The following is a 22,680-nucleotide window of genomic DNA, read 5'->3' as shown; positions in this document are numbered from 1 at the left end:
GTCCGACCCGGTCCGAGTCACGGGGGTGGGCATGGCTGGTTACGGGCGGGAGGCGCTCGAGGAGCTTCGCGACGTCGTGCGCGAGGCCAAGCAGGGCGATCCACTGGCGCCGGTGACAGTGCTCGTGCCGAGCAACATCGCCGGCATCGTGGCGCGACGCTTTCTCGCCCGCGGCTTGGGCGACGGTCACCACGGGGTGGCCGCCCTGTACCCGACGACCATCGCCCGGCTCGCGGAGCAACTCGCCGCCCCCTCGTTGCACGACCGCCGGCCCGCAACGGGGCCGGTGGTCGCCGCCGCGTGGCGCTCGGCGTTGGAGAAGGACGCCGGGATTTTCCACTCCGTCAAGGACCACCCGGCGACCGTGCAGGCGCTGGTCCGGGCCGGCCGGGAGCTCCGTGACATGGATGCCGCTGCCCTGGACGCACTCGGCGCCGTCCAGCCTCTTGGCGGCGACCTGGTGCGCCTCCACCGCTCGGTCGTCGCCGAGCTCTCGGCAGGTTGGTACGACCAGACCGATCTGCTGCACGTGGCGGCAGAGATCTGCCGCAGGCATCCAGAGAAGGCCGCGGAGATCGGCACCGTCGTCCTGTACCTCCCGCAGTCCTTGACCCAGGCAGAGTCCGCGTTCGTCGCGGCACTCGGGGCGGACTCCACCGTCCACGTCGTCGGTCTGACCGGCCAGCCGAAGGCGGACGCGGCGGTGCACCGCTCGCTGAGCCGCATCGGAGCGTCGGCACCCGCGGCCCCGACTCGTCCCCCTACGGCCACCCGGGTCCTCACCGCCTCGGACGCCGACGACGAGGTGCGCTGCGTCGTACGCGAGGTCGTCGAGGCGCTGACCCGGCACCCCGCCCACCGAGTGGTCGTCCTCTACTCAGCCCAGAACCCGTACGCCCGCCTTCTGCACGAGCACCTCGGCGCGGCGGGCATCACGATCAACGGCCCGGGCACCCGCCCCATCCATGAGCGCGCTGTCGCCCGCGCGATCCTCGGGCTGCTCGACCTGGCGGGCACAGGGCCGGAACGCGACGTGCCGCGCGGTGACCTCTTCCGCGTCCTCGCCACCGCGCCCATGCGGGCGCGCGACGGTGAGCGCGTGCCCGTGGCCCGGTGGGAACGGCTGTCCCGTTCGGCGGGCGTTGTCTCCGGGCCGGACTGGGACAAACGGCTGACCGTCTTCCTCCAGGAGGAGCGCGACCGGCTCGCCGACGAGGAGGCCCGAGACGACGTGCGCCCCGGCGTCGTCGCGCGGCTGAACGCGAGCATCATCAACGCCGAGCGACTGAGGAGCTTCGTCGCCGACCTCCGCGAGCGGCTGGCCGCGGCGCGCGGGCTCACCAGCTGGCGGGAGCTCAGCGACTGGGCTCTCCAACTCATGCACCAGCTCATCGGGCAGGCCGAGGAGCTCACAGCGCTCCCGCCTGAGGAGCAGTACGCCGCCGTGGCCGTCGAGCAGGCACTGCGCGGCGTCGCCGTCCTTGATTCCTTCGACGGCGCCCGCGCCGGCTTGACGGAGCTGCACGAGACGGTCGCCAGCCAGCTGGAGGCGGCCCTTCCGCGCGTCGGACGATTCGGGGACGGCGTCCTCGTCGCCCCCGTGTCCGCGGCCATCGGTCTCGAGGCCGACGCCGTCTTCGTGCTCGGTCTCGCAGAAGCGACGTTCCCCGGACGGCTGCGCGAGGACCCGCTGCTGCCTGAACGTGCTCGCGAGGCGGCTGGAGGCCAACTCGTCGGGTACCGGGAGCGGCTCGACGAAAAGCACCGGCACCTCCTGGCCGCCTTCGCCGCCGCACCGGATGTCCTGGCATCGTTCCCGCGCGGCGACCTACGGACGAAGAGCCAGCACCTGCCCAGCCGCTGGCTGCTGCCGACGATGAAGGCCCTTTCCGGGCGCCCAGATCTCTCGGCGACCAAGTGGGATGCCCAGCCGACCGACTGGATGCTCACCTCCGCCTCGTTCGCCGGCTCGCTGGTCACCACACCGCGCCCTGCCAGCGAACAGGAGTGGCGCACCCAGGCCGCGCACGCCCGAACGGCTCCCCCCGACCCGGTGGCCGAGGCGGCGCACGCACTGCTGCGGGCGCGCGCCAGCTCTCAGTTCACCCGGTATGACGGCGACCTCACCGGTGTGGATGACCTGCCCGACCACGCGGACGGGACTGCGGTCATCTCCCCCACCGCACTCGAGAAGTACGCCCGGTGCCCGCACGCGTACTTCATCGAGCGGCTGCTCGGGGTGGCACCCATCGAGCTGCCCGAAGACGTGATCACCATCAGCCCGGCCGACATCGGGACGTTGATGCACAACAGCTTCGACCGGCTCGTGCGCGAGTTCGCCGGCCGGCTCCCCGACTACGGGGAGCCGTGGACCGAGGCGCAGCAGCAACGGTTGGCCGCGATTGCGCAGGAGGAAGCCGACCGCTTCGCCGCCGAGGGCCGCACCGGCCACCCCCGGCTGTGGGAGCAGACGCTGAGCCGCATCAAGGCCGACCTGCGGGCCATGCTGATCGCGGACGACGAGTGGCGTGCCGAGCACCGGGCTGCCGTCATCGCCAGCGAGCTGGCCTTCGGCATGCGGGGCGCAGAGCCCGTGGCCATCCCGATACCTGACGGCGGCACGGTGCTGATGCGGGGGGCCGCAGACAAGGTGGACCGGGACGTCGACGGCCGCCTGTACGTCACCGACATCAAGAGCGGGAGCGCCCGCGACTTCCAGGAGCTGGACGAGGCCAACCCTGTCGCAGGTGGGACCAAGCTCCAGCTGCCCGTCTATGCGCACGCGGCGCGGGCCGCCTATGACCCAGAGGCCGAAGTCGAGGCCGCGTACTGGTTCGTCCGACGCGACAAGGGGCGCATCGAGGTACCGCTGACGGAGGCCGTCGAGCGCACCTACGCCGAGACGCTCCAGACGATCATCACCGGCATCCGCCGCGGGCTGTTCCCGGCCCGGTCTCCGGTCGACCCGGATTTCGCCTACGTCCAGTGCGCCTACTGCAATCCAGACGGCATCGGCCACGCGGAGGCGCGCCGCCGCTGGGAGCAGAAGAAGTCCGACCCGCGGCTTGCCGACGTGGTCGCCCTCATCGAGCCGCTGCCCGACACCGACGGAGGTGCTGCATGAGCACGAGCCTTGTCGACGCCAAGGCGCGGCGGCGGATCACCGAGGACACCGACGCAACCCTGTTCGTCGAGGCCGGCGCCGGGTCGGGCAAGACCAAGAGCCTGGTCGACCGGATCCGACAACTGGTGATCGTAGACGGCGTCCCGCTGCGGTGCATCGCCGCGGTGACGTTCACCGAGAAGGCTGGCGCCGAACTCCGCGACCGCCTGCGCGAGGCACTGGAGAAGGAGGAAGGCGAACGCGCCCAGGAGGCGCTCGACGACCTGGACGGCGCCGCGATCGGCACGCTGCACTCGTTCGCCCAGCGCATCCTCGCCGAGCACCCGATCGAAGCGGGGCTTCCGCCGCTCATCGAGGTCGCGGACGAGCTCAGCTCCGCCGTCGCCTTCGAGGAGCGCTGGGCCGAGCAGCGACGACAGTTGCTCGACGACGACGAGATCGCCGAGCCGCTGCTGCTCGCCATGGCTGCCGGCGTCGAGCTGAAGCATCTGCGCTCGCTGGCCAAACTCTTCACCGCCGACTGGGACCTCGTAGCCGACCGGGTGCTCACCGGCGAGGAACTCGGCCGCGCGGAGCTGCGGGGGATCGACGATTTGGTGCAGCGCACCACGGAGCTGGTCGCGCGCGCCGACGAGTGCACGTCCTCCGACGACAAGTTCCTCCCCTACTTGGAGAAGTTCGGCGCCTGGGCTGACGCGCTCGCCGCCGCAGGTGACCCCGGTCAGCAACTCGAGGTGCTTCGGACGGCAGCCAACCTGAAGTTCAGCTACGGGCAGGGAGGCAACTGGGGCGGGAAGGCGGTTCTCGACGCCCTCAAGGAAGACTGCCTGCAGGTGAAGGAGCAGGCCGCCGACGCGGTCAAGGCCGTGCTCGAGCCGACCCTGCGCGCGCTGAGCCGGTGGATCGCGGCACGGGTCCTCGAGGCGGCGGAAGAGCGACGGGCCGCTGGTCGGCTCGAGTTCCACGACTTGCTCGTACTCGCCCGCGAACTGCTCCGCGGAGAGAACGGCGCTTTGGTGCGGGCAGCGCTCCAGGAGCGTTACCAGCGGCTGCTGCTGGACGAGTTCCAGGACACCGACCCGATCCAAATCGAACTCGCTGTCCGCATCGCGGGCGGCGCCGCGGCCAGCGCGGAGCGCTGGGAGGACGTCGACGTGCCACCGGGATCGCTGTTCGTCGTGGGTGATCCGAAGCAGTCGATCTACCGCTTCCGTCGGGCCGACATCGCGATTTACCTGCGCTCGCAGCAGGTCATCGGAGAGCCCGTGAGCCTGACGACGAACTTCCGCACCGTCGACCCGATCGTCTCCTGGGTCAACGACGTGTTCGGCCGGCTGATCACCTTCGAGGAAGACCGGCAGCCCGCGTTTCAGGCTCTTTCCCCGCACCGGCCACCGGAGCCTGGGTCGCCGCCCGTGGTCGTGCTCGGGGCCGAGGCACACCTGGACAAGCCCAAGGCGGCCGAGCTGCGCGAGCGCGAGGCAGCCGACGTCGCCGGAGTGATCCGCCGAGCCATCGATGAGCAGTGGCGGGTTCAGGTAGACGGCGCGTGGCGGGCCGCGCGACTGGATGACGTGGCGATCCTCGTGCCGGCACGCACGTCCCTTCCCTTTCTCGAGGATGCGCTCGACCGTGCAGGCATCCCGTACCGGGCCGAGTCGAGCTCCCTCGTCTACGAGGCGCAGGAGGTCCGGGACTTGCTGGCCGCAGCGCGCGCAGTCGCCGACCCGAGCGACCAGCTGTCGCTGGTCACCGCCTTGCGGTCGCCGTTGTTCGGTTGCGGGGACGACGACCTGTGGACCTGGAAGCGGGCTGGCGGAGCGCTCAACGTCATCGCCCCGCTGGACGACAAGCCAGCCGAGCACCCGGTCGGCCGTTCGCTCGCCTACCTGCAGCGTCTGCACTACGCCGCGCGGTGGATGGCACCCAGCGAGGTGCTCGCCGCGATCGTCGCGGACCGGCGGATGCTGGAGGTCGCCGCCACGGGTCCGCGCGCCCGTGATCACTGGCGCCGGCTGCGCTTCGTGGTGGATCAGGCACGCGCCTGGTCGGAGTCGGAGCACGGCGGCCTGCGGGCCTACCTGGCCTGGGCGGCTCAGCAGGGCGAGGAGACATCCCGGGTTGTCGAGGCAGCACTGCCGGAAACCGACACCGAGGCAGTGCGCATCATGACGGTGCACGCCGCCAAGGGCCTGGAGTTCCCCATCGTGGTGATGAGCGGCATGACCGCGGCGCCGCGCAGACCCAACGGGGTGCGCGTGCTGTGGACCCGCGAGGGCGGCTACGCCGTATCGCTGAAGCAGGGCGTCACGACCGGTGACTTCGAGGCGGCCGCACCCATCGACGAGCAGATGGACGATCGCGAGCGGCGCCGCCTGCTATACGTCGCGGCGACGCGGGCCAGGGACCACCTCGTGGTGTCGCTGCACCGCTCGGCGGCATCGAAGACCGTGACGAGCGCCAAGCTGCTAGCGGAGGACGGTCACGGGACGGAGGCTGCGGAGAGGTGGTCAGTCATCGATTCGCCGGCGGGGGCCTTCTCCCCCGTCCCGACCCCGCAGGCGGCGAGCCCGCAGGATTTCGAGGAATGGAGCGCCGCGATGGAGTCCGTCCGCGCTGCCAGCCGACAGCCTTCCGCGGTCTCGGCTTCGGGGTTGGAGGGCACAGAGCCTTCCGTGGTGCTTGAGGGTTCGGAGGAGACGGCCGGCGGCGCGAAAGGTGCGCTGAACATCGAGTTGCCGGCGTGGACCAAGGGTCGGTACGGGACCGCGATCGGCCGCGCCGTGCACGGGGTGCTCCAGTCGGTCGACCTCGCTACCGGCGCCGGCCTAGAAGAGGCTGTAACCGCCCAGTGCGTCGCCGAAGGGGTCGAGGGCGCTGCCGACCTCGTCACCGATCTCGTGCGGTCGGCCCTTGCATCCGAGACGGTGCAGCGAGCTGCAACCCGGCCCCACTGGCGCGAGATGTACATGGGCACGGTGCAGGACGACGGCACCGTGCTGGAGGGCTACGTCGACCTGGTCTACCGCGAGGACGACGGATCGCTGGTCATCGTCGACTACAAGACGGACGCCATCCCGGCTGAAGCGGTGGCCGCGCGTACTCAGCACTACGCCCCGCAGGTTCGCGCGTACGTCGACGGCATCACATCGGCGACAGGCGACGACGCGGTCCCGGTGCTCCTCTTCCTGCACCCGGAGCGAGCCGTCTCGTCCACGATGTGATGCCGCCAGGCGATACGTGGCGTGCCGTGAGCCGCCCAGGACTCGTCGGCCAATAGCTTGATCCGTACGGGCGTGGCCGGGATCTTTGAATCGAGGAGCGACATGCTGGACGACGCGCAGGTTCGGGCAGCGATGTTCGTCCACCTGGAACGAGTCAGCGCGCTCCATCCCGAGGGTGTGACCTCCGCCGAGATCAACCAGTTCAGCGTCGCCGGCCAACCGATGAAGCTTGTCGTCCAACCGGGCATCTGGAAGCCCGCGGCCTTGGAGGCGGCCCTCACGATCCGGACCACTTACACGCCTCCGAGCCAGCTACCTCCGTATGAGGACGCCATCGCGCCGGGCGGCTTGGTGAAGTACGCCTACCGCGGTACTGACCCGAACCACTCCGACAACCGTGCCCTCCGTACCGCGATGCAGGACGAGCGACCGCTGGCGTACTTCATCGGCGTGGCCAAAGGTGTCTACCAAGCCCAGTTCCCCGTCTACGTGGTAGCCGAGCAGCGCGAGGAGCTTGCATTCCTCATAGCCGTCGATGAGGGTCAAAGGCTCGTCGACCCTGATCTGGTGGCCTCGTTGACCCCAGATCGAAGGTCATACCTGGAGCGCCTCGTCCGCGCACGGCTGCACCAGCCAGTTTTCCGCGCCCGGGTGCTGCAGGCATACGAGAAGCAGTGCGCCATGTGCCGCCTGCAGCACACGGACCTGCTCGACGCTGCGCACATCGTCAGGGACTCAGACGAGGGCGGCCTGCCCGTGGTGCCTAACGGGCTAAGCCTTTGCAAGATCCATCATGCGGCGTACGACCGGAACATCATCGGGGTACGTCCGGATCTCATCGTCCAGGTGCGACGCGACGTGCTTACCGAAATCGATGGGCCGATGCTCAAGCACGGCATCCAGGCGATGCACGGCGTGCGGCTGACCGTGCCAAGCCACCGCGCGGCGCGTCCCGACGCCGACCGTCTTGATCAGCGGTACGACGAATTCCTCGCAGCTGGGTGATCTCTAGACGGCAGGGTCCGCGGACGGCGAAGCGTCAGCGGTGGCTGGTACGTCTCCGCCCATGAGCTCGGTCGTGACCAGAGATGTCCCAACGAGCGTGGACCCCGGACCGCATCCCGGCGCCAGAAGCTCGGCGGTTGCCCGTCGCATGAGCAAGCTGCGTCGACGCAACAACAAGCCCGAGATGGCGGTCAGAAGGCTGCTCTACGCGCGAGGCTTGCGCTACCGCGTTTGCTTCCGGGTGCCCGGCCAGCGACGCAGGACGATCGACATCGCGTTCGTGGGGGCGCGTTTCGCGATCTACATCGACGGGTGCTTCTGGCATGGCTGTCCCGAGCATGCCCACCTCCCGAAGGCCAATGCCGGCTGGTGGACCCGGAAGATCGCCATGAACAAGGCTCGCGATGCGGCGGTCAACGAGCAGCTGGCCGGGCTTGGGTGGACCGTCCTGCGGGTCTGGGAGCACGAGAATCCCCACGCCGTCGTCAGCAAGGTCGTCGCTGCCCTCGAGGGCACAGGCAAGGAAGGGCCCGCCTCCAGGGGAGAGCGGGACACGCGGAAGGCCCCGTCAGCTTCCGGGCGGGTCCACGTTTGCCCCAGCATGGAGGCGTGACGATGCTCTTCGAGGTCGCCGGCAGCACCGCGCGCCCCGCCGCGACGCATTCTCTGACCGAGATGGGCCTCCATGAACGGGCCCATCTGCAGGAATGGGTGCTCGACCAGCCGCAGGTGCTCGGCGATGACGTGCTCATCGTGACGTCGGAGTTCGACCGGTGGTCGGGCCACGACGGCACTCGCACACGCGACCGGCTCGACGTGCTGGGTTTGGACGCCGCCGGCCGGCTCGTTGTCGCCGAGCTGAAAAGAGACGACTCGGGCGGGGACGTCCACCTGCAAGCCATCACCTATGCGGCGCTCGTATCCCGGTTCACGCTGGAGACGTTGGCCGAGGCGCATGCGCAGTACCGCACCCGTCGCGGCGATCCGATGACCACCTCCGAGGCGGCGGACCGCATCGCCGAGCATGTCGGCGGCGAGCTGGACCCTGACGTCCTCCGTCGGCCACGCCTCGTCCTGATCGCGGGTTCGTTCCCCCGGCAGGTGACCCACACGGCGGTGTGGTTATCGGAGATGGGGGTCGACATCTCGCTGGTCTCGGTGACGGTGTGGCGGGTCGACAACCGACTGGTGGCCGGATTCACCAAGGTTTACCCCACGGCCGAGGTCGAGGAGTTCACCCTCGCCCCCGCTCGCGCCGAGGCGCGGGTCGCCACGGAGAAGGCGGCTGAGCGGAACCGGGCAGCCAACGCGGTGCGACGACTCGTCGAAGCCGAGCTGCTCTCGAACGGCGAAGCTTTGACACTGCAACCCACCCACGGGACCACCGCCCAGACTCGGGCTGCCATCGCCGATTGGGTGGCAGAGGACCCCGCCCGCGGACGCGCGACATGGCGCAACGATCCGGTATCGCCTCTGGTGTGGGCGGCTGATGGGCAGCCATGGCGCCCGACAACGCTGGCCAAGCACATCCTTCTCGAGGCCGCAGGGGTTGATGCGGCCGTTCGGGGTCCTGCTTGGTGGGTCACCTCTGCCGGCGCTGACCTGGCTGAACTGGCCGACGGAGGCTCGGGCCGTAAGGACTGGTCTTACCTGCACCGGCTGCTGGACGCCGTGCCAGCTGGCCGCTGGACGACCTATGGCGACCTGGCTCAGCTGGTGGGCACCGCCGCCCAACCTCTCGGCAATCACGTGATGAAGTGCCCGGAGTGCACGAACGCCTACCGCGTTCTGGCCAGCACGGGCCGCCCCTCCCCCGGCTTCAACTGGTCGGACCCGGGCTTCACGAAGTCGGTCGAGGAGGTGCTGGCAGAGGAGGGCGTCCGTTTCACCAACGGCGCGGCCGACCCCGCTCAGCGGCTTCGTGCCGATGATCTCCGGCGCCTGGCGGGCGCTGTATAGCCATCGCGGGCGTCCGTCAATAGATCGGCGGCTGCAGATCGATGACGTCGGCGCGGTCGATCTCCTCGTTGGTCCTGCGGTCGAGGAGCTTCAACAGGTCCTCCTGCCGCGGTTGACCGAACGCCAACCGGTACATCGCGAGGTCGCGCTTGAGCCGCTCGTACCGCGGACCGTCGAGACTCAGTGCGTACGGGTAGACGTGACGCTCGATCTTCGCCTCCCCGCCGTAGACCCAGTACGGCACGAAGTCGCCCTGGTCCTTCGTCGCGGCATCGGCGGCGTCGTAGGCCGCCTTCCACAGGTCGGCATCCTCAGCGCGCAGGGCGTCTGCCCGATGGGCGGCGGCGACGTTCCGACGGACAGCGTGGCCGCCGAAGCGGTGCACACGCCCCTCCCGCTGTTCGAAGTCCACCGGGTTCGCCGGCGTGTTCCAGTGGACGATCGCCGAGCACCACCAGTGGAAGTCGATGCCCTCCTGACCGGCCGAAGTGGTCGTCAGCACGAATGGCCAGAACGGGCTGTTGAACGCCGTCCGGACATCTTGCTGTCGGATCTGGACCCCCTCGGCGGCGTCTGTGGCAACACCACGGGGTGAGCCGTAGCGAAGCGCAAACCGGCTGCGTAGGCGGGGACCGTCCTCGTCCAACGGGTAGTAAGGCGCGTAGGAAGCCGGTCGGAGGCCGACCGCTCGCACCACGTCGTCCACGAGGGCCATGAGGCCCTGACCGCTCAGCGGCACATCCGAGACGGAGCTCCGCAAGTGGTGGAGGTATTCGTCGAGCACCGCCTGCAGATTGCCGGCGGCACAGTAGTCGAGGACGAGGCGCCAGTAGGCGTGGTCGTCCCCGCCGCGGTCGAGGAGGAGGGTCGTCTCCAGCCGGTTGAACAGCCCTCGGAGGTGGGCAGCGAGGTGCGCCGCTGCGCGCCAGTGCTCGCGCGGGTTGATGGCGTCCCCATCCCGCAGGATCCGTGACACCGCCCGCCAGGCGATATTGCCTGGGGAATGGACGGCGATCCGCACGATGTCGTGGAGGGCATCCCCGCGCGGCAAACGCGGTGTCATCGTCCCGACTGCCGTGGCGAGAGCGAGGTCAAGATGCGCCGCCAAGCCGGTGTGGCCCTCGGCGGCCGGGCGGTCGACGTCGTCCTGAGCCTCCGCTCCCCCGGCCAGCGCCCCGAGCATGTCGTCTCGAGACATGTCGGGAACGGCGCCCGGCCAACCGAAGACGGTCGTCCAGGCCGCTGATTCCCGGTCGCTCGACTGAGCAAGGTGGTCGGGGGCGCGGCTCACGAGCCGTTCGTGGACGTTCTCCTCGACGTCTTCGCGTCGGAGCGTCTCGTCAGGACGGCTCCGCGCGACAGCGAGCGGGTCGCCCAGCTCGGCAAACGCAGGGTGCGGCCAGAACAAGGCGAGCGCACTCATCGCGGCGGGACGTTCGCCATCGACGCGGTAGTCGAGACGGCTTGCCACCGCTGCGCGGGCAGGGGCCGAGTTCTCGCGGAGCCGACCGTCGACGAGCCGGCGCTCGGCCTCGTAGCTCAGCAGCCCAGCAATGGCGGTGGGCGTGGCGGACCATGAAGAGAAGACCAGCCGCTTCGTGATTCCGGCGTGCTCGACGAACGGCGCCCCCAGCTGGAAGTACGGCATCGACGGTGGCAGCCAGAGCAGCTGCCACCAGCCCTGCCCCACCGTCTCCTCGGCCAACTGCCGGAGCCGGGGATTGCCCATGTCGATCTCGCCGAACCTGGCGAGTGCTGTCGCGTCGATGTGCTGCGTCCGCGCCACTAGCGTGCGCAGGTCATGTGCCCCGCCGTCGCCCAGCGCCTTCTTCAGCTTCTCTCCGAGCTGGTAACCATCGGTGAAGTTGACGAAGTACGGCGCTGACTTCCAGTACTCGAGCGTGGCGTTGGCATCGACCGCTGAGGCGAGCTCGCGGAGCCGAAGATACCCGCGGACGTCGTCGGTCTGCAGGTGGGTGATGTCCAGACGTCGCTCCTGCACCATTTCGCCGGCGCGTAGCCGAGGGCGCTCGGCCCGAGTCATGACGGTGGTCAGCAGCTCGCGGACACGTGCCGCCGCATCGGCGGCCGAGCGACCGCGGGTCAGTGCGCCGCGGTAAGCCGTCAAAGCGTCCTGCACTGTCTTGAGCCAGTCCGGATCACCGTTCAGGAACCGCAGGGTCTCCAGGAAGTCTTTGTGGTGGCTCTCCCCCGCCGTGATCGTCTCCTGGTCGAGGGTGAAGGGCTTGTACGGCGTCGCGGACAGGAGAAGGACCTTGGACTGGCCGTGGTCGAAGAGCTCGCGGGCCAGCTCGGCGCTTTCTCCGCCGTCTTCGACGGAGAGCAGATTCCGGAAGCGCTGGAACTCGTCGAGGATGACTAGGTCGGGCTGCAGCGAATCGATCGAGGCCTTCGCTAGCGCGCTGCGCAACTCCCCGATCAGCTTCGTCGACCTTTCCTTGAGATCGTGGGGTAACTGCTCCCTGCGACCGATGTCGTCGAAGAGCCGCCGTGCGCGCTCCTCCACCCCCGTCACTCTCAGCGCTTCGGCGAAGGATGCTGCGATCACAGGATCGAGGTCGCCCTTTAGTGAAGCGCGCACCCAGGAGACGACGTCCTGGAAGCGGTGGAACGACCGCGTGGTCGCCTGGAGCGCGCGCAGAGCGCTGCGTCGCCCCCAGCCGGACAGGCCCCACTCCTGCTCCAGCAGGAGGAAGATCAATGCCCGTTCCTCCGCCTGCCCGGTGCGCCAACCGCTCTCGAAGCTGGTGCCGGGGGTGAATGCCACCAGGTTCACCGGCTTGTCGAGTGCGTCAGGTGCCGTGGCCTTCAACGTCGCGGAATGCCGAGCGAGCATCGTGAGCCGGGTCGACATCTGAGTGGCTCGGCTCCCCGTGACCTCCAAGCGGGCCAGGTTCTGCCGCGCGATGTCGGCGTTGGAGCAGATGTAGACGATGTCGATCCGATCGACCGAGTCGTCGTCCTGAAGGTGTTCCAACGTCTTGGCGATGACCCCGCGAGCCACCACGCTCTTGCCGAGGCCTGTCTCGTCCGCGACCAGGAACCGCCGCGTCGGCGAGGGATCAACGAAGAACCTCCGGGTGACGTGCTCCACGGTGGCGCGCTGGAAGTCCTTCAGCCCGGCCAGCACCGGGGCGGCGTCGAAGCGTGTCACGCGGCGATCTCCCTGCGGACGGCGTCGACCACGGTCCAGACCTCGCTGAAGCCCGGCGGCAGGACCGTGGCTCCGGCCCCTTGCTGGAGCCTCTCGACCAGGCGCGCGAGGTCGTCGAGCCGCTCGGGGTGCTCGACGAGGGCGCGCATGAGCAGCTCCAGGAGGCCCGGCGCCTCGAACGTCGAGCCGGGCCGCTGTTGGGCACCAGCGCCTTGACCGGAAGCCAGTGCCCAGGCGGGCTGTCCCATCCCCAGCAGCAGGGCGAGGAAGTGTAGGAACTTCTCCGGGGAGTCCACCTGCCGGGCGACGATCTCGTCGAGGCGGTCGGCGGGAGCGCCGATCAAGTCGGCCAGGACGACGGCGGTCGCCGTGACATCGCCCGCGGTTGCGGTGATCACCACGAAGGCGCAGATGTCGTCGATGCTGAGCGGGCGGAAGGTGGCTCGGACGGCTTCCCCGGCCGGGACGTCGGCGGTGAGCTGCGGAACCGTCACTAGTCCGACGGTGATGCGCGTGCCCTGCGGTGCGGCGACGACGACCGGCCCATCGAGGACGACTCGGTACCGCTCACCTTCGTTCTCCACCGTGGCGGTGAAGGGTTGCGACGCCAGGTCGATGAGCAGGTGGTCGAGTCGCTTCCCGACGTCATCCTCCTCGACTGCCGGTTGTGGCGAGTACTCACTGAGGATGCTTCGCAGACCGCCGTCCTCAGCCGTCAACCCGGCGACGCCGAGCTTGGCGGCCGAGCCGACCAGAGAGACCAGTAGCTCGACGTTGCCGCCGAAGGCCGCCTCCGTCGCGTTGGGCGATCCCACGCGGATCCACGCCCTCCGGTTGTAGGTGAGGACGTAGCACTTGGCGTGCAAGCCGCTGAGTCCCGTGGCCGTCGGCCCCGCATCTTCGCCTCGGTCCACCACCTCGCTGGTGAGCGGGTCGAGCACGAACGCCTTGTGCTCGGCGAGCGTGCCTGACGGAAGGGCATCCAAGGTTTCCTGCCGGCTGATCAGGGTGGCCCGGCGACCACCTGAGACGGTCGCGAGGCCCGCCTCCGTGCAGAACGGCGAGATGACGACGTGGTTGTCGCCCACGAAGAAGTCGTCCGGAAGCCGCTTCCCGAGCCCCAGGACGTCGAAGGACACCTCGTCGACGTTCTCCGGGAATTCCCACTGGGTGCGGCGGAGGTCGTCGGTGAGTCCCTCCAGTCGAGTGGCGCGCTCCCGTGGCAGCGCCGTCAGGCTCATCCCGGGAAGGACGCGGATCAGGTCTACGAGCGGCTTGTTCCGGGCGTTCGGCTGGTTACCGATCCAGCCGTCGAGCTGCAGGCAGAGGTCCCAGCTCCGATCCGCCGTGAGATTGCGGCTGGGGACGAGGAGCCGCATGTGGACGTCATCGCTCTCCGGCGCGGTGTAGCGGAGCAACCACAGCTTCGGATGAAAGAGGTGGCCGGCCTTTGGGCGGCGTACGGCGTGGAGGACCGGCTCGAGGAAGGAGAAGATCGGCGACCGCGACGGCGGCATCGACACCATGCCAGCCTGGTGGAAGACGTCGAGCCGATCGGCTGCGGAACGGACTGCTTCCATGAGCGCGATCGGGTCGCCCGACTCGGCCAGCCGGCGCGGCAGGAACGAGAGGGGCACGGACAGAGCGGTGTCGAGGTGCAGCGTGAACGTCGTGGCAACCGCGTAGTCGAGTTCGTAACCGTCCGGCGCCCGAAGTGCATCCAGCAGCAGCGTGCGACCGTCAGGCTCCAGCACTGGTCTCCCCCAGACCTACGTGGATGTCGCGGATCAGCGTGGCGACGTTGCCCCATCGGTAGGCCAATCGTCGGCTGCCCGACGCGCCGGCCCAATTCCGCAAGAGCTTCTCGTTGCGAAGTCTCGACTGCGCTCCCTTCACCGCACGCTCGCGCTCAGCGACCAAGAGACGCAGCGCTTTGCTGTCCGCCACTTCTCGGAGCTCCTCATGGACGAAGGCGTCGAGCCAGTCGCTGATGAACCGACGCGCTCGCACGTTCGCCGTGATGCGTGGGTTCTGCTCGATGACGCGCTGCCACATCGCACTCGTGTCCCACGAACTGCGGCGCGAGTGCGACGCCACCTCTACTTCCCAGACGTCGAGCGCTTCGCGGTACGTCTGCACCGGCTCCGGTACGCGGGTCAGCTCCTCCTTCTCGTACCACTCGGCGATGAGGAGGTTGTAGAGGAGCGCGGCGCCATGCATGGCCAGCGAGAACAGCTCGGCGTCGTGGACGAGAACACGCGTCTGCGGTGCAGCCGTCGCGAGAGCCGGGTGGGTCCACGGCCAGTCGACGTCGTCGACAGGAAGCCTGGATTGCAGCAGGTGGGTGAAGTAACTGCCGGGAGTGCTCGACGCGATCTGCTCCGACAGCCACGCGGCCTCCTCACGGGTGAGGCGCACCCCTCCTTCGACGGTCTTCGGGAAGCCGACGGGCGCGGGCGGCAAGGAGGACACCCAGCTACCCAGGGCTTGCCGAGTGACGTGTTCGCCCTGCTCCTCGTCATCGGCGACGAACTCGACAGGACTGCGGGCGATGCCGTACGTCTCCAACGCATTCGCATAGATCACAGAAGGCAGGTTCTTCACCGCCGCGCCTGCTCGTGCGCCGATGATCCCCAGCTCGTCCGGTGCGGACGCCTTAAGGGCCACCAGTGCACTTCGCTCGACGGCATCCATCGTGAGCGGGTTCGCCCGATGCGCGGTCTTTTCGGCATGTTGAGCGCACCAGGGCACGATCAAGAAGTACCGAGCCCGGGTGAGCAGCACCGACGTCCCGGGGAAGAGGAGGTCGGAGAAGGCGTCGCGCACCTGGCCGATGCCCAGTTCGTCCCGGCTCTCCGTCTCCTCGAACAAGCGGAGGATCTCGCGGGTGCGCCTCTGGTCTTCGGCGGAGAAGTCGAGCCACGCCAGTCCAGACATCAGGCAGCCGGCTCTGCCTCTATGCCCGACTCCAGTTGCCGAGGCTGCATGTTCTTCGACGTCATGTATGAGAGCGCACGACGAACGACATCACGCTTGCGGCGCAGGTCCTTGAGCCGTGGTGAGTTGCTGTCGCTCAACGGCTCGAGTCGATTGAGTTCGGCTGCTAGCTCTGCCTCAAGCGCGACGACGTGGAACCAGAGGATCGGATCGATCGACAGATCCAGCAACTGGCGGGCGCGGGCGGCGGAGATGCGGGCGGTGAGGTCGATGACGATCTGCTCGAGGGGGGCGTCACCCGCCCCCGCGGCCACCGCCCCAGTGGTGACGGCAGCTCCTGTCGACGCCAGCCCGCCCAGCAGGGCGATTCCACCCACCATGCCTCCTGGCCCGAAGGTGGCAAGAGCGCTGGTGATCGCGGCCGCTCCCGACAACCCGACGGGCGCTGCGAGGGCGATGCCCAGAGGGCCGGCCGCGAGGAGAGCGACGCCCCCGAGACCGACGGCGATGCGCGTCCAAGGGACTCCGGAGCTGGCCTCGAGGACTCCCCGGACTTCCTGGATCGCCTTCCCGATCGTCGTCCCGCTTTCGGGCTGGATGCCGACCTCGATAGCCATGTCCCGAAGCGCCGCGGTGGGGGCCTTGCCAGGGTTGATGTCGTAGGGCTGCACCAGGTTGGACAGCGCGCAGAGGACCAGGGGATCGATCGCCGAATCCAGGTCCCAGTCACGGTGCGAACGCGGCGGCTTCCCGTCACCCAAGGTGTCGACGAGGGGTGGAACCGGCCTCCCCTCGTTGACCAGCATCACCTTGAGCCGATTGGCCATGTCCTCCTGCACGAGGGAAAGTGCCTGCTCGTAGCGCTCGGCAACCTTGCGGTCGTCGATCTTGCGGCGGACGTGGTGCGCGAACGCGAGGAAGAAGACCGCCTGCTCGACCGGCGCCGGGATGCGCAGTTCGACGCTGCGCTCGACCGGCACGACGCTCTTGTCCTGGAACCCGTGCATCGCCTCGCCGACGAGGGTGCGGACCGACGGGTGCTCGAAGTACGCCTTCGCGTAGTGCCTCGGCCCGACCGCGACGACGAAGTCCTGTGCGGCGGGGAAAGTGCCGGCGAGGCCTCGCCCTGCCGTCACGACGTCTCCGCGCCCATAGACATTGGCCCAGTCCTCGACGATGCCGTACGGGAAGCGCTTCAGGAGCCTCTCGCACTTGTTGTGAATGAAGCTCGACCCTGCCGGGCTTCCCAGAGTGATCAAGCGCCGCACCCGCAGGGTCGGCGGCAGGTGGTCGAGCAGGTCGATCGCCACAACCGATCCGAGGCTGTGACCGACGATCACGATCTCGCCCTCAGCGGGGAGCGCTTCCAGGACGCGACGGAGGATCGCGCCGCGAAGCCCCTCGTTGTCGATGTACCGATCGACCTGGCCGAGTTGGGCGAGCCGCCGGTCGACGATGGTCCTCTGCACCACGTCGACGACGACCTCGGGCACCGCCTCGAGCCCAGTTGCCCAGGCGTCAGGATCGTGGCCGATGAGCCGACTCACCCGCGCTTGCCGGCGTTCGTAGTCCCGTCGGCGAGCGTCCTCGTCCTTTGCCGAATACGTCCGCGCCGGCAACGAGGCACGGATCCCGTCGGTCTCCAGTAGGTCGCTATACCGCGGCGCAATTGTCTGCGACTTGTCGAGCGGCTCGTACCCTGCCTCCACAAGGCCGTCGTTCAGCGCCTTGAGCCAGGATCCGGTCGGATCGCCATCGCCGACCCCGTGCAGGAATACGAGCACCGCAGACAATCAACAGCTCCTTCGCACCAGTTGCTTCACCGCCGCCGCAGACTGCCACGGCCCACCGACAGAGAGGAACCGCCACGCTCCGTTTCCTCGTCCGAGGCTTCTGAGGCGTCTGCTTGCTCGGCAGCCTCGCGAGGTCACCGGCACCAGATGGCGACGATCCGACTGGGAGCCTTACTGGTCGAGCCGGTCGGCCGGGGCGCGACGCAGCTCGTCGGGCAGCGCCTTCGAATGGACCACTGCTAGAGAGCGGTTGGCTCGGGTCAGGCTGGTGTACAAGAGCCCGTGGCGGCCCAAGTTCTTCGGGAAGTCGCTTGGCTCGACCACGACGACGCCGTCGAACTCCAATCCCCGTGCCGCATCCGCCGCGAGCACCCGCACCGTCAGTTCCCCGTCCGAGAACTCGTCGCTCCCCGCAGCGCGAGCCCGCCAGCCTTGCATCGCGAATGCCGACCGGATGGGGCCCACCCCCACGCCGATCACGGCCACCGTCCCGCCTCGGTGGTCTCGCGCCAGCTTGGCTCCCTCTGTGACAGCGGCCGCCGCCACGTCGGCCGGACGAACCCTCCAGGTGACCGGCTTGCTCCCCTCTTCCTGCACGGTCATGCGGTCCCGCTCGTGACGAGGTAGGAGGAAGCTCGCGAACCGGTGGATGGCCGACGTCGAACGGAAGACGCTCCTGTAGTCCTCGACGTGCGTGTCGGTGGGGAGCTCCAGAAGCTCGAGACTCTGCTGCCAGGACATGCTGCTGTGGTCCGAGCGGCGCTGGTTCATGTCACCGACGAGGGTCCAGCCGGCCTCCTCGCGCACCAAGTGGCGCAAGATCCGCCATTCGATCGGTCGCACGTCTTGCGCCTCGTCGACGATGACGTGCCCTGGCGGCGCGAAGCGGTGCATCCCGGACGCAAGCGCGCAGTAGGCCAGCAGCGGCCACAGGCGCTGGGTGCGAAGCGCCGTGCCCCAGTCGGGAAGCGACCGCAAGTACGGGACCCAATCCGATGGGGCAACGAGCGCCTTACCGACCATCTCCTGGTAGATGACGCGGGCGGCTTCTGTCCTCGTCTGGACGCCGGCGAGCGCGCCGCGCCTGCGCACCATGTCGGTAGCCGACTCGACCAGCTCGACCAGCCCCAGGTCGAAGTCCCGATACGTCTCAGGACGGCCATCCCCAGCCCCACCCCGAACATCCAGCTCCGGGATCAGCCTCCTGAACACCTGGTCGAGGCTGCGCACGATGACGCCGCCCCGGGGCGCCAGATCGTGGACCGCACGCGCCGTGTGCTGCACGTAGTTGTCGGTAGGGCCGAGGAGGAGCACCTGCCCCCTGATCGCTGCGCCTTCTCGGTCCGGATGGACCAGGTAGGCAGCTCGGTGGACGGCGACGATCGTCTTCCCAGCGCCAGGATGCCCTTGCACCACGAGCGGCCGGGCGGCATCCCACTTGACGAGGTCGTGCTGGCGTGGCTGCAGTGTGGCGAGGACCTGGTCCAAGCCTGCCCGGCGAGGTTGGGCCAGCGTTCGGAGCAGCGCATTCTTGTGCCTCAAGGCCGCCGCATCCGAGGGGCGGGGACCGCTCGGCTTCGCGATCGCCCTCGTCACGGCTCCGCCGGGCTCGGGTTCCGCGCTCCGCGGCTGGGGTGGCTTGAAGCTGGATGCCCCCCGAGGCGCAGGCACCGCCGGTTGTCCGCCGTTGCTCTGCGCCCTTACGGCTCTCTGTGGCGGTCGCGGTACCACCAGAGCAACTTTGCGGTCGAAAGCGGTCTCACCTTCGCCCGAGTCCCGGCGTTCGTCGTCATAGCCCACGATGTCGTCGCCGCGCGCCGTGAACGCACGGGTGACTTGGACGTCACCTAGCAGGTCCGCGTCTGCTCCATGGCCGTAGAACGCATCGGCCGCAGGCGCGGCCCAGCTGATGACGACGAAGTCTCGCTCGCGGGCGAACCATTGCCCGATGTAGACGTCGTCGGTGTCGAGCAGTTCGTGAGGTTTGGCCAGCGCCATGCGCCCGACGAAGGGTTGCGGGACCGGGCGTTCGAGCTGAGGGACACCCTTTCTGCCCCGGACCGGTACCGAAACACGTGGCTTCGCTGTCCGTACCGCCCGGTTGGCCTTGTCCGTGAGCGTCTGCACGTACCGCTTGTTGCGGGCCCGCTCGTCGGCCAACACAGCCGGGTCTTGAGCGCTCACTCGCTCACCTCGAGCACGCACACGGCGAGCGGCGAGACGCTCACGTCCGGCGCCGCGGTCCTGTCGAGGTCGCGCATCGTCTGCCGGTGGGCCTCTTCGCGGCGCGCCAGCTGACTGTCGAAGAGCTGGACACCTCGCGTCTTCCCGCGCTCAAGGGCGGTCCGACGGCGGGCCCGAATCGACGCACGCGCCCTCTCGTGCTGATTCTCCAGCAGGACTCGGCGGGACTCGATCAGCGAGGAGATCTCGTTTCGCCGGCGCTCGTTCTCGCGCAGCATGCGGTCGTCCATCAGCTCCTGCAAGGTGTGTACGCACCTGTCGAGCGACTGAGGCAACGGCTGGCGCCCCTCTGCCAGCTCTCCGGCCGCCAGCCGTGCGAGCAGCGCGTCCACGTACTCGTCCCCCACGAGACGGCCCTCTGCGTTGACTGCGGTCCCCCAGATCTCCTGCCCGGGGCGGGGGGCTTGCCATCGCGCCACCGCGAGCTGGACGACGAAGGTGCCCGGGGGCAGCTCTCCCTGAGCCGTCACCCGAACAACGGCAAAGCGGGCTCGACGGTGTTCAGGCACGTTGGCAGCGGCCAGCACGAGCGGGTGCCGCGCCGACAGCAGATCCATCGTCTGGCTCGTCCGCGCGGTCTCCTGGTCCAGCACCAGGTGCAGCTCCTCCTCGTTCCGGAGCGCGCGCTCGTAAGGAGCCGCCTCTTCGCGGCTCAGCCGTTCATCGACGACCAGGCGGTACAGCCGGTCGGCCATGTCGCGGTTACCGCGGAAGCGCAGCCCCGCGCCACCGTCCACCACAACCGGAGAGGGCGCCTGGCACAGCGTGGCCCAGTCCTCGAGAAGGTGCCGGAGTTCTGCGGCGCCGACATACCGCCCGGAGGCGATGAGGTTCCGCTCTAGACCGGCGACGTCATCCGTCGACGCGCCGAGCAAGAACGGTGTCGCCGTCGCCAGATCCTCGAGACTGCTGCGCTGCTCCTCGATCGCGGCGAGCGCGTAGTCCGCTTTGGCCGCCCGCTGCTCGTCGCTCAATTCGAAGTCGAAGACGACGTCCTGGAGTGCCTTGAGCTGACCTGTGACGATCGGTTCCAGCGCGCCGATGCTCCCCTCGAAGACGCCGATCCGGTCGAGAAGTCGCTGCTTGATGCGGTCGTCCAGCGCGGCACGGCACCACACGTTGAGGATCGAGATCCTCTCCTCCGCTTGCCCGATACGGTCGATCCGTCCGATGCGCTGCTCGACCTCCATTGGATTCCACGGCAAGTCGTAGTTCACGATCACGGAGCAGAACTCGAAGTCCAAGCCCTCGCTGGCCACCTTGTTGGCAAGCACGAGGTCGTACAGACCAGCACGGAAGTCGGCAATGACCTGGTTCCTGCGGTCGCGGTCGATCCCACCGTGGAGGACTGCGACCCGGCAGCGGTCGCGAAGGCGAGCTTCGAGGTAAGCGAGCGTCGGCCGAGAGAAGGTGAAGAGAAGGGCTTGACGCCCAGAGTCGATGACCTCCAGCAGCTTTGGGACCACAGTGTCGAACTTGCTGTCGACACCGGCGATCGCCTCCGCTGCCTTCAACAGTTCGACGTGGGGTCGGAGTATCGGCGGCTTCGCGGTGGCTAGCGGGACGGCGGTCGAGTCCTCGTCGGTGACCTCCTCCGGAGTGCTCCACCGCAGGACGGCATCTCTGGCGGCCGGAAGGCAGGCCGAGGCCAGACGAAGTGGCATTTGCATCGCGAAGCCGGCCGGCTGACCAGCGGCCGCGGCTCGGTTCCGGCACCACGTGACGTACTCGTCGTAGAACCGGGACTCCGCCGGTGTCCACACCACTTGGGCGTCCGTGGCCTGCCGCACTGCCTTTTTCTCATCCACCTCCATACGTCGGGTGCGGGTGAAGACCGAGGAAAGGACGTTGAGCTCGTTCAGGTACCGGCGTGCCTGCACGATCTGCCGTGCACTCAACTGGTCACGGCCGACCAGCTCGCGCAGTGACGCGAATTCGCTCCGCCTGATGAGCGGGCGTCCCATGGAAAGGGAACGCATCTCGTCCAGGGCGCGCTGCCGAGCCGCGCCGGACGCGCCGGGCGCTGTGAGGAGGCTACCGACGCGATTCAGGACGACGTTGGGCGCCAGTTGCAGCTCCAACGACCCCACGTCACCGAAGTCGCCCGGCGCAAGGAGCTCCAGGAGGTTGTAGAGGTCCTCGTTGCGCAGGTTGATCGGGGTCGCCGTGAGCAGGACCAGCGCTTCAGCCCAGTCGCTGAGCAGCGCGCCTGCCTGGTGGGACGCCGTGCTCGCGTTCCGCATGTTGTGCGCCTCGTCGACGATGGCCAGGCTCAATGGCCCTATCAGGCTGGACAACTCGTCCATCGACTCCCACATGCGGAACCGCTCGAGGCTGACGACGTACGCGAACCGGCGTGGGAGCCGCTGTTCCCGCGCTCGCTGCTCGAAGTCCGTGGCGGTTGAGCCCGATAGCTCGACGAGCTGGAATCCGAACCTGTCCTCCATCTCCCGGCGCCACTTGGCCACCAGCGACGCCGGGCAGACGACGAGCACCCGGTCAGCGGACTTCCGCGCCTCGAGCTCCGTCCACACGAGGCCCGCCTCGATGGTCTTTCCGAGGCCCACCTCGTCAGCGATGAGGATGCGGGACTTGCCCGATTCGAGCATGCGGATGACCGGGCGGAACTGGTAGGCCCGGAAGATGGTGCGCGTAGCCCGGAACGAGAAGAGGGTGTCGGTGAAGGCGCCGGCGAGCTTCTCTCTCGTCAGGGTCGCACTCAGCCGACGAGCAGTATCGGGCGACTGCTTGATCCAGTCGTGCACTGTGTCACTGAAGTGCAGGCCGGTCAGCATGTCCTCGCCAAAGCTGACCATCCGCCCATCTACGCGGAGTTCGTAGATCCACTTTCCGGCGGAGAAGCGGCGGCCTCGGACCGGGTGGTCGCGGCCGGTACTGATGACGACTGCGTCGTCGTTGATCGCAAATTTCGGGGCAGGGACGTCAGCTCCTAGGGCCCAGAGGTGGTCCATCCATGCCTCTGCGTCCCGCAAGGAGTGGTCGTCGGGGAGCGTGCTGTTCTCTACGAACTGGCTCATACCGGCTGACGCCCCCCGCGACACGACCATGGCGCGGGTCTGCGCGGGTTCAGAGAACCAGTACACGCCTTCGGGCAGTTCCACTTCGGGGTCCGCGAGTTGGCGGACCTCGCCGAAGATGTCTCGGTGCTCCAGCCGGGCGGGCCCGACAAAGAGCGCTTGGACACCAGGAACAGCTGCA

Annotated in this window: 11 protein-coding genes; 5 read left to right on the top strand and 6 right to left on the bottom strand. The window is 68.6% G+C overall.

Translation table 11 applies throughout. The features are described 5' to 3' along the window. Positions 1-31 precede the first annotated feature (31 nt). The 5 genes from A6V29_RS07760 (at position 32) to A6V29_RS07740 (ending at position 9,312) form a co-directional block, all read left to right on the top strand. A complete protein-coding gene (locus tag A6V29_RS07760; RefSeq protein ID WP_137159775.1) occupies positions 32-3,124 on the top strand; it encodes a PD-(D/E)XK nuclease family protein in 3,093 nt (1,030 codons plus the stop codon). Further along, positions 3,121-6,348 carry a UvrD-helicase domain-containing protein gene (locus tag A6V29_RS07755; protein ID WP_137159774.1) on the top strand — a complete coding sequence of 1,076 codons (3,228 nt, stop codon included), beginning with the start codon at positions 3,121-3,123 and terminating at the stop codon, positions 6,346-6,348. Before A6V29_RS07760 ends, A6V29_RS07755 begins: the two co-directional genes overlap by 4 nt. A gap of 102 nt (positions 6,349-6,450) precedes the next feature. Further along, on the top strand, positions 6,451-7,353 hold the full coding sequence (locus A6V29_RS07750; protein WP_137159773.1) for an HNH endonuclease: 903 nt from the start codon (positions 6,451-6,453) through the stop codon (positions 7,351-7,353). A 148-nt stretch (positions 7,354-7,501) separates the two neighbouring features. Beyond that, complete coding sequence (locus A6V29_RS07745; RefSeq protein ID WP_137159772.1) at positions 7,502-7,966, top strand: very short patch repair endonuclease; 465 nt, start codon at positions 7,502-7,504, stop codon at positions 7,964-7,966. A gap of 2 nt (positions 7,967-7,968) precedes the next feature. Further along, positions 7,969-9,312 (top strand): MGMT family protein, encoded by a 1,344-nt coding sequence (locus A6V29_RS07740; RefSeq protein ID WP_249933108.1) that lies wholly within the window; start codon positions 7,969-7,971, stop codon positions 9,310-9,312. Positions 9,313-9,328: 16 nt separating this feature from the next. On the opposite strand, the gene A6V29_RS07735 is transcribed toward A6V29_RS07740, so the two are convergent. From A6V29_RS07735 to A6V29_RS07710, 6 genes are all read right to left on the bottom strand, one after another. Beyond that, on the bottom strand, positions 9,329-12,487 hold the full coding sequence (locus A6V29_RS07735) for a helicase-related protein (RefSeq protein ID WP_137159770.1): 3,159 nt from the start codon (positions 12,485-12,487) through the stop codon (positions 9,329-9,331). Next, on the bottom strand, positions 12,484-14,241 hold the full coding sequence (locus tag A6V29_RS07730; protein WP_137159769.1) for a phospholipase D family protein: 1,758 nt from the start codon (positions 14,239-14,241) through the stop codon (positions 12,484-12,486). Before A6V29_RS07730 ends, A6V29_RS07735 begins: the two co-directional genes overlap by 4 nt. Further along, positions 14,228-15,424, bottom strand: a complete 1,197-nt coding sequence (locus A6V29_RS07725) for a DUF6361 family protein (protein ID WP_137159768.1) — start codon at positions 15,422-15,424, stop codon at positions 14,228-14,230. The genes A6V29_RS07730 and A6V29_RS07725 overlap by 14 nt, the downstream gene beginning before the upstream one ends. Beyond that, the gene (locus A6V29_RS07720) at positions 15,424-17,208 is read right to left on the bottom strand and encodes a lipase family alpha/beta hydrolase (protein ID WP_170977746.1); all 1,785 of its coding nucleotides are present in this window, start codon (positions 17,206-17,208) and stop codon (positions 15,424-15,426) included. Before A6V29_RS07720 ends, A6V29_RS07725 begins: the two co-directional genes overlap by 1 nt. Positions 17,209-17,388: 180 nt before the next feature. Continuing rightward, the gene (locus A6V29_RS07715) at positions 17,389-19,401 is read right to left on the bottom strand and encodes a UvrD-helicase domain-containing protein (RefSeq protein WP_137159766.1); all 2,013 of its coding nucleotides are present in this window, start codon (positions 19,399-19,401) and stop codon (positions 17,389-17,391) included. Then, positions 19,398-22,583: a DEAD/DEAH box helicase gene (locus A6V29_RS07710; protein WP_137159765.1), complete on the bottom strand. Its 3,186-nt coding sequence runs from the start codon at positions 22,581-22,583 to the stop codon at positions 19,398-19,400. The genes A6V29_RS07715 and A6V29_RS07710 overlap by 4 nt, the downstream gene beginning before the upstream one ends. Between the last annotated feature and the right edge of the window lie 97 nt (positions 22,584-22,680).

This window comes from Blastococcus sp. CCUG 61487 (assembly GCF_005222955.1).
Taxonomy (GTDB): Bacteria; Actinomycetota; Actinomycetes; order Mycobacteriales; family Geodermatophilaceae; genus Blastococcus.
Note: the sequence above shows the minus strand (reverse complement) of the source record. Positions and strands in the feature narration are given on the sequence as shown.

What these genes read in the sequence shown, in the direction of transcription:
- A6V29_RS07760 (WP_137159775.1), top strand. Translation starts at nt 32, where the DNA reads ATGGCTGGTTACGGGCGGGAGGCGCTCGAGGAGCTTCGCGACGTCGTG.
- A6V29_RS07755 (WP_137159774.1), top strand. Translation starts at nt 3,121, where the DNA reads ATGAGCACGAGCCTTGTCGACGCCAAGGCGCGGCGGCGGATCACCGAG.
- A6V29_RS07750 (WP_137159773.1), top strand. Translation starts at nt 6,451, where the DNA reads ATGCTGGACGACGCGCAGGTTCGGGCAGCGATGTTCGTCCACCTGGAA.
- A6V29_RS07745 (WP_137159772.1), top strand. Translation starts at nt 7,502, where the DNA reads ATGAGCAAGCTGCGTCGACGCAACAACAAGCCCGAGATGGCGGTCAGA.
- A6V29_RS07740 (WP_249933108.1), top strand. Translation starts at nt 7,969, where the DNA reads ATGCTCTTCGAGGTCGCCGGCAGCACCGCGCGCCCCGCCGCGACGCAT.
- A6V29_RS07725 (WP_137159768.1), bottom strand. Translation starts at nt 15,424, where the DNA reads ATGTCTGGACTGGCGTGGCTCGACTTCTCCGCCGAAGACCAGAGGCGC.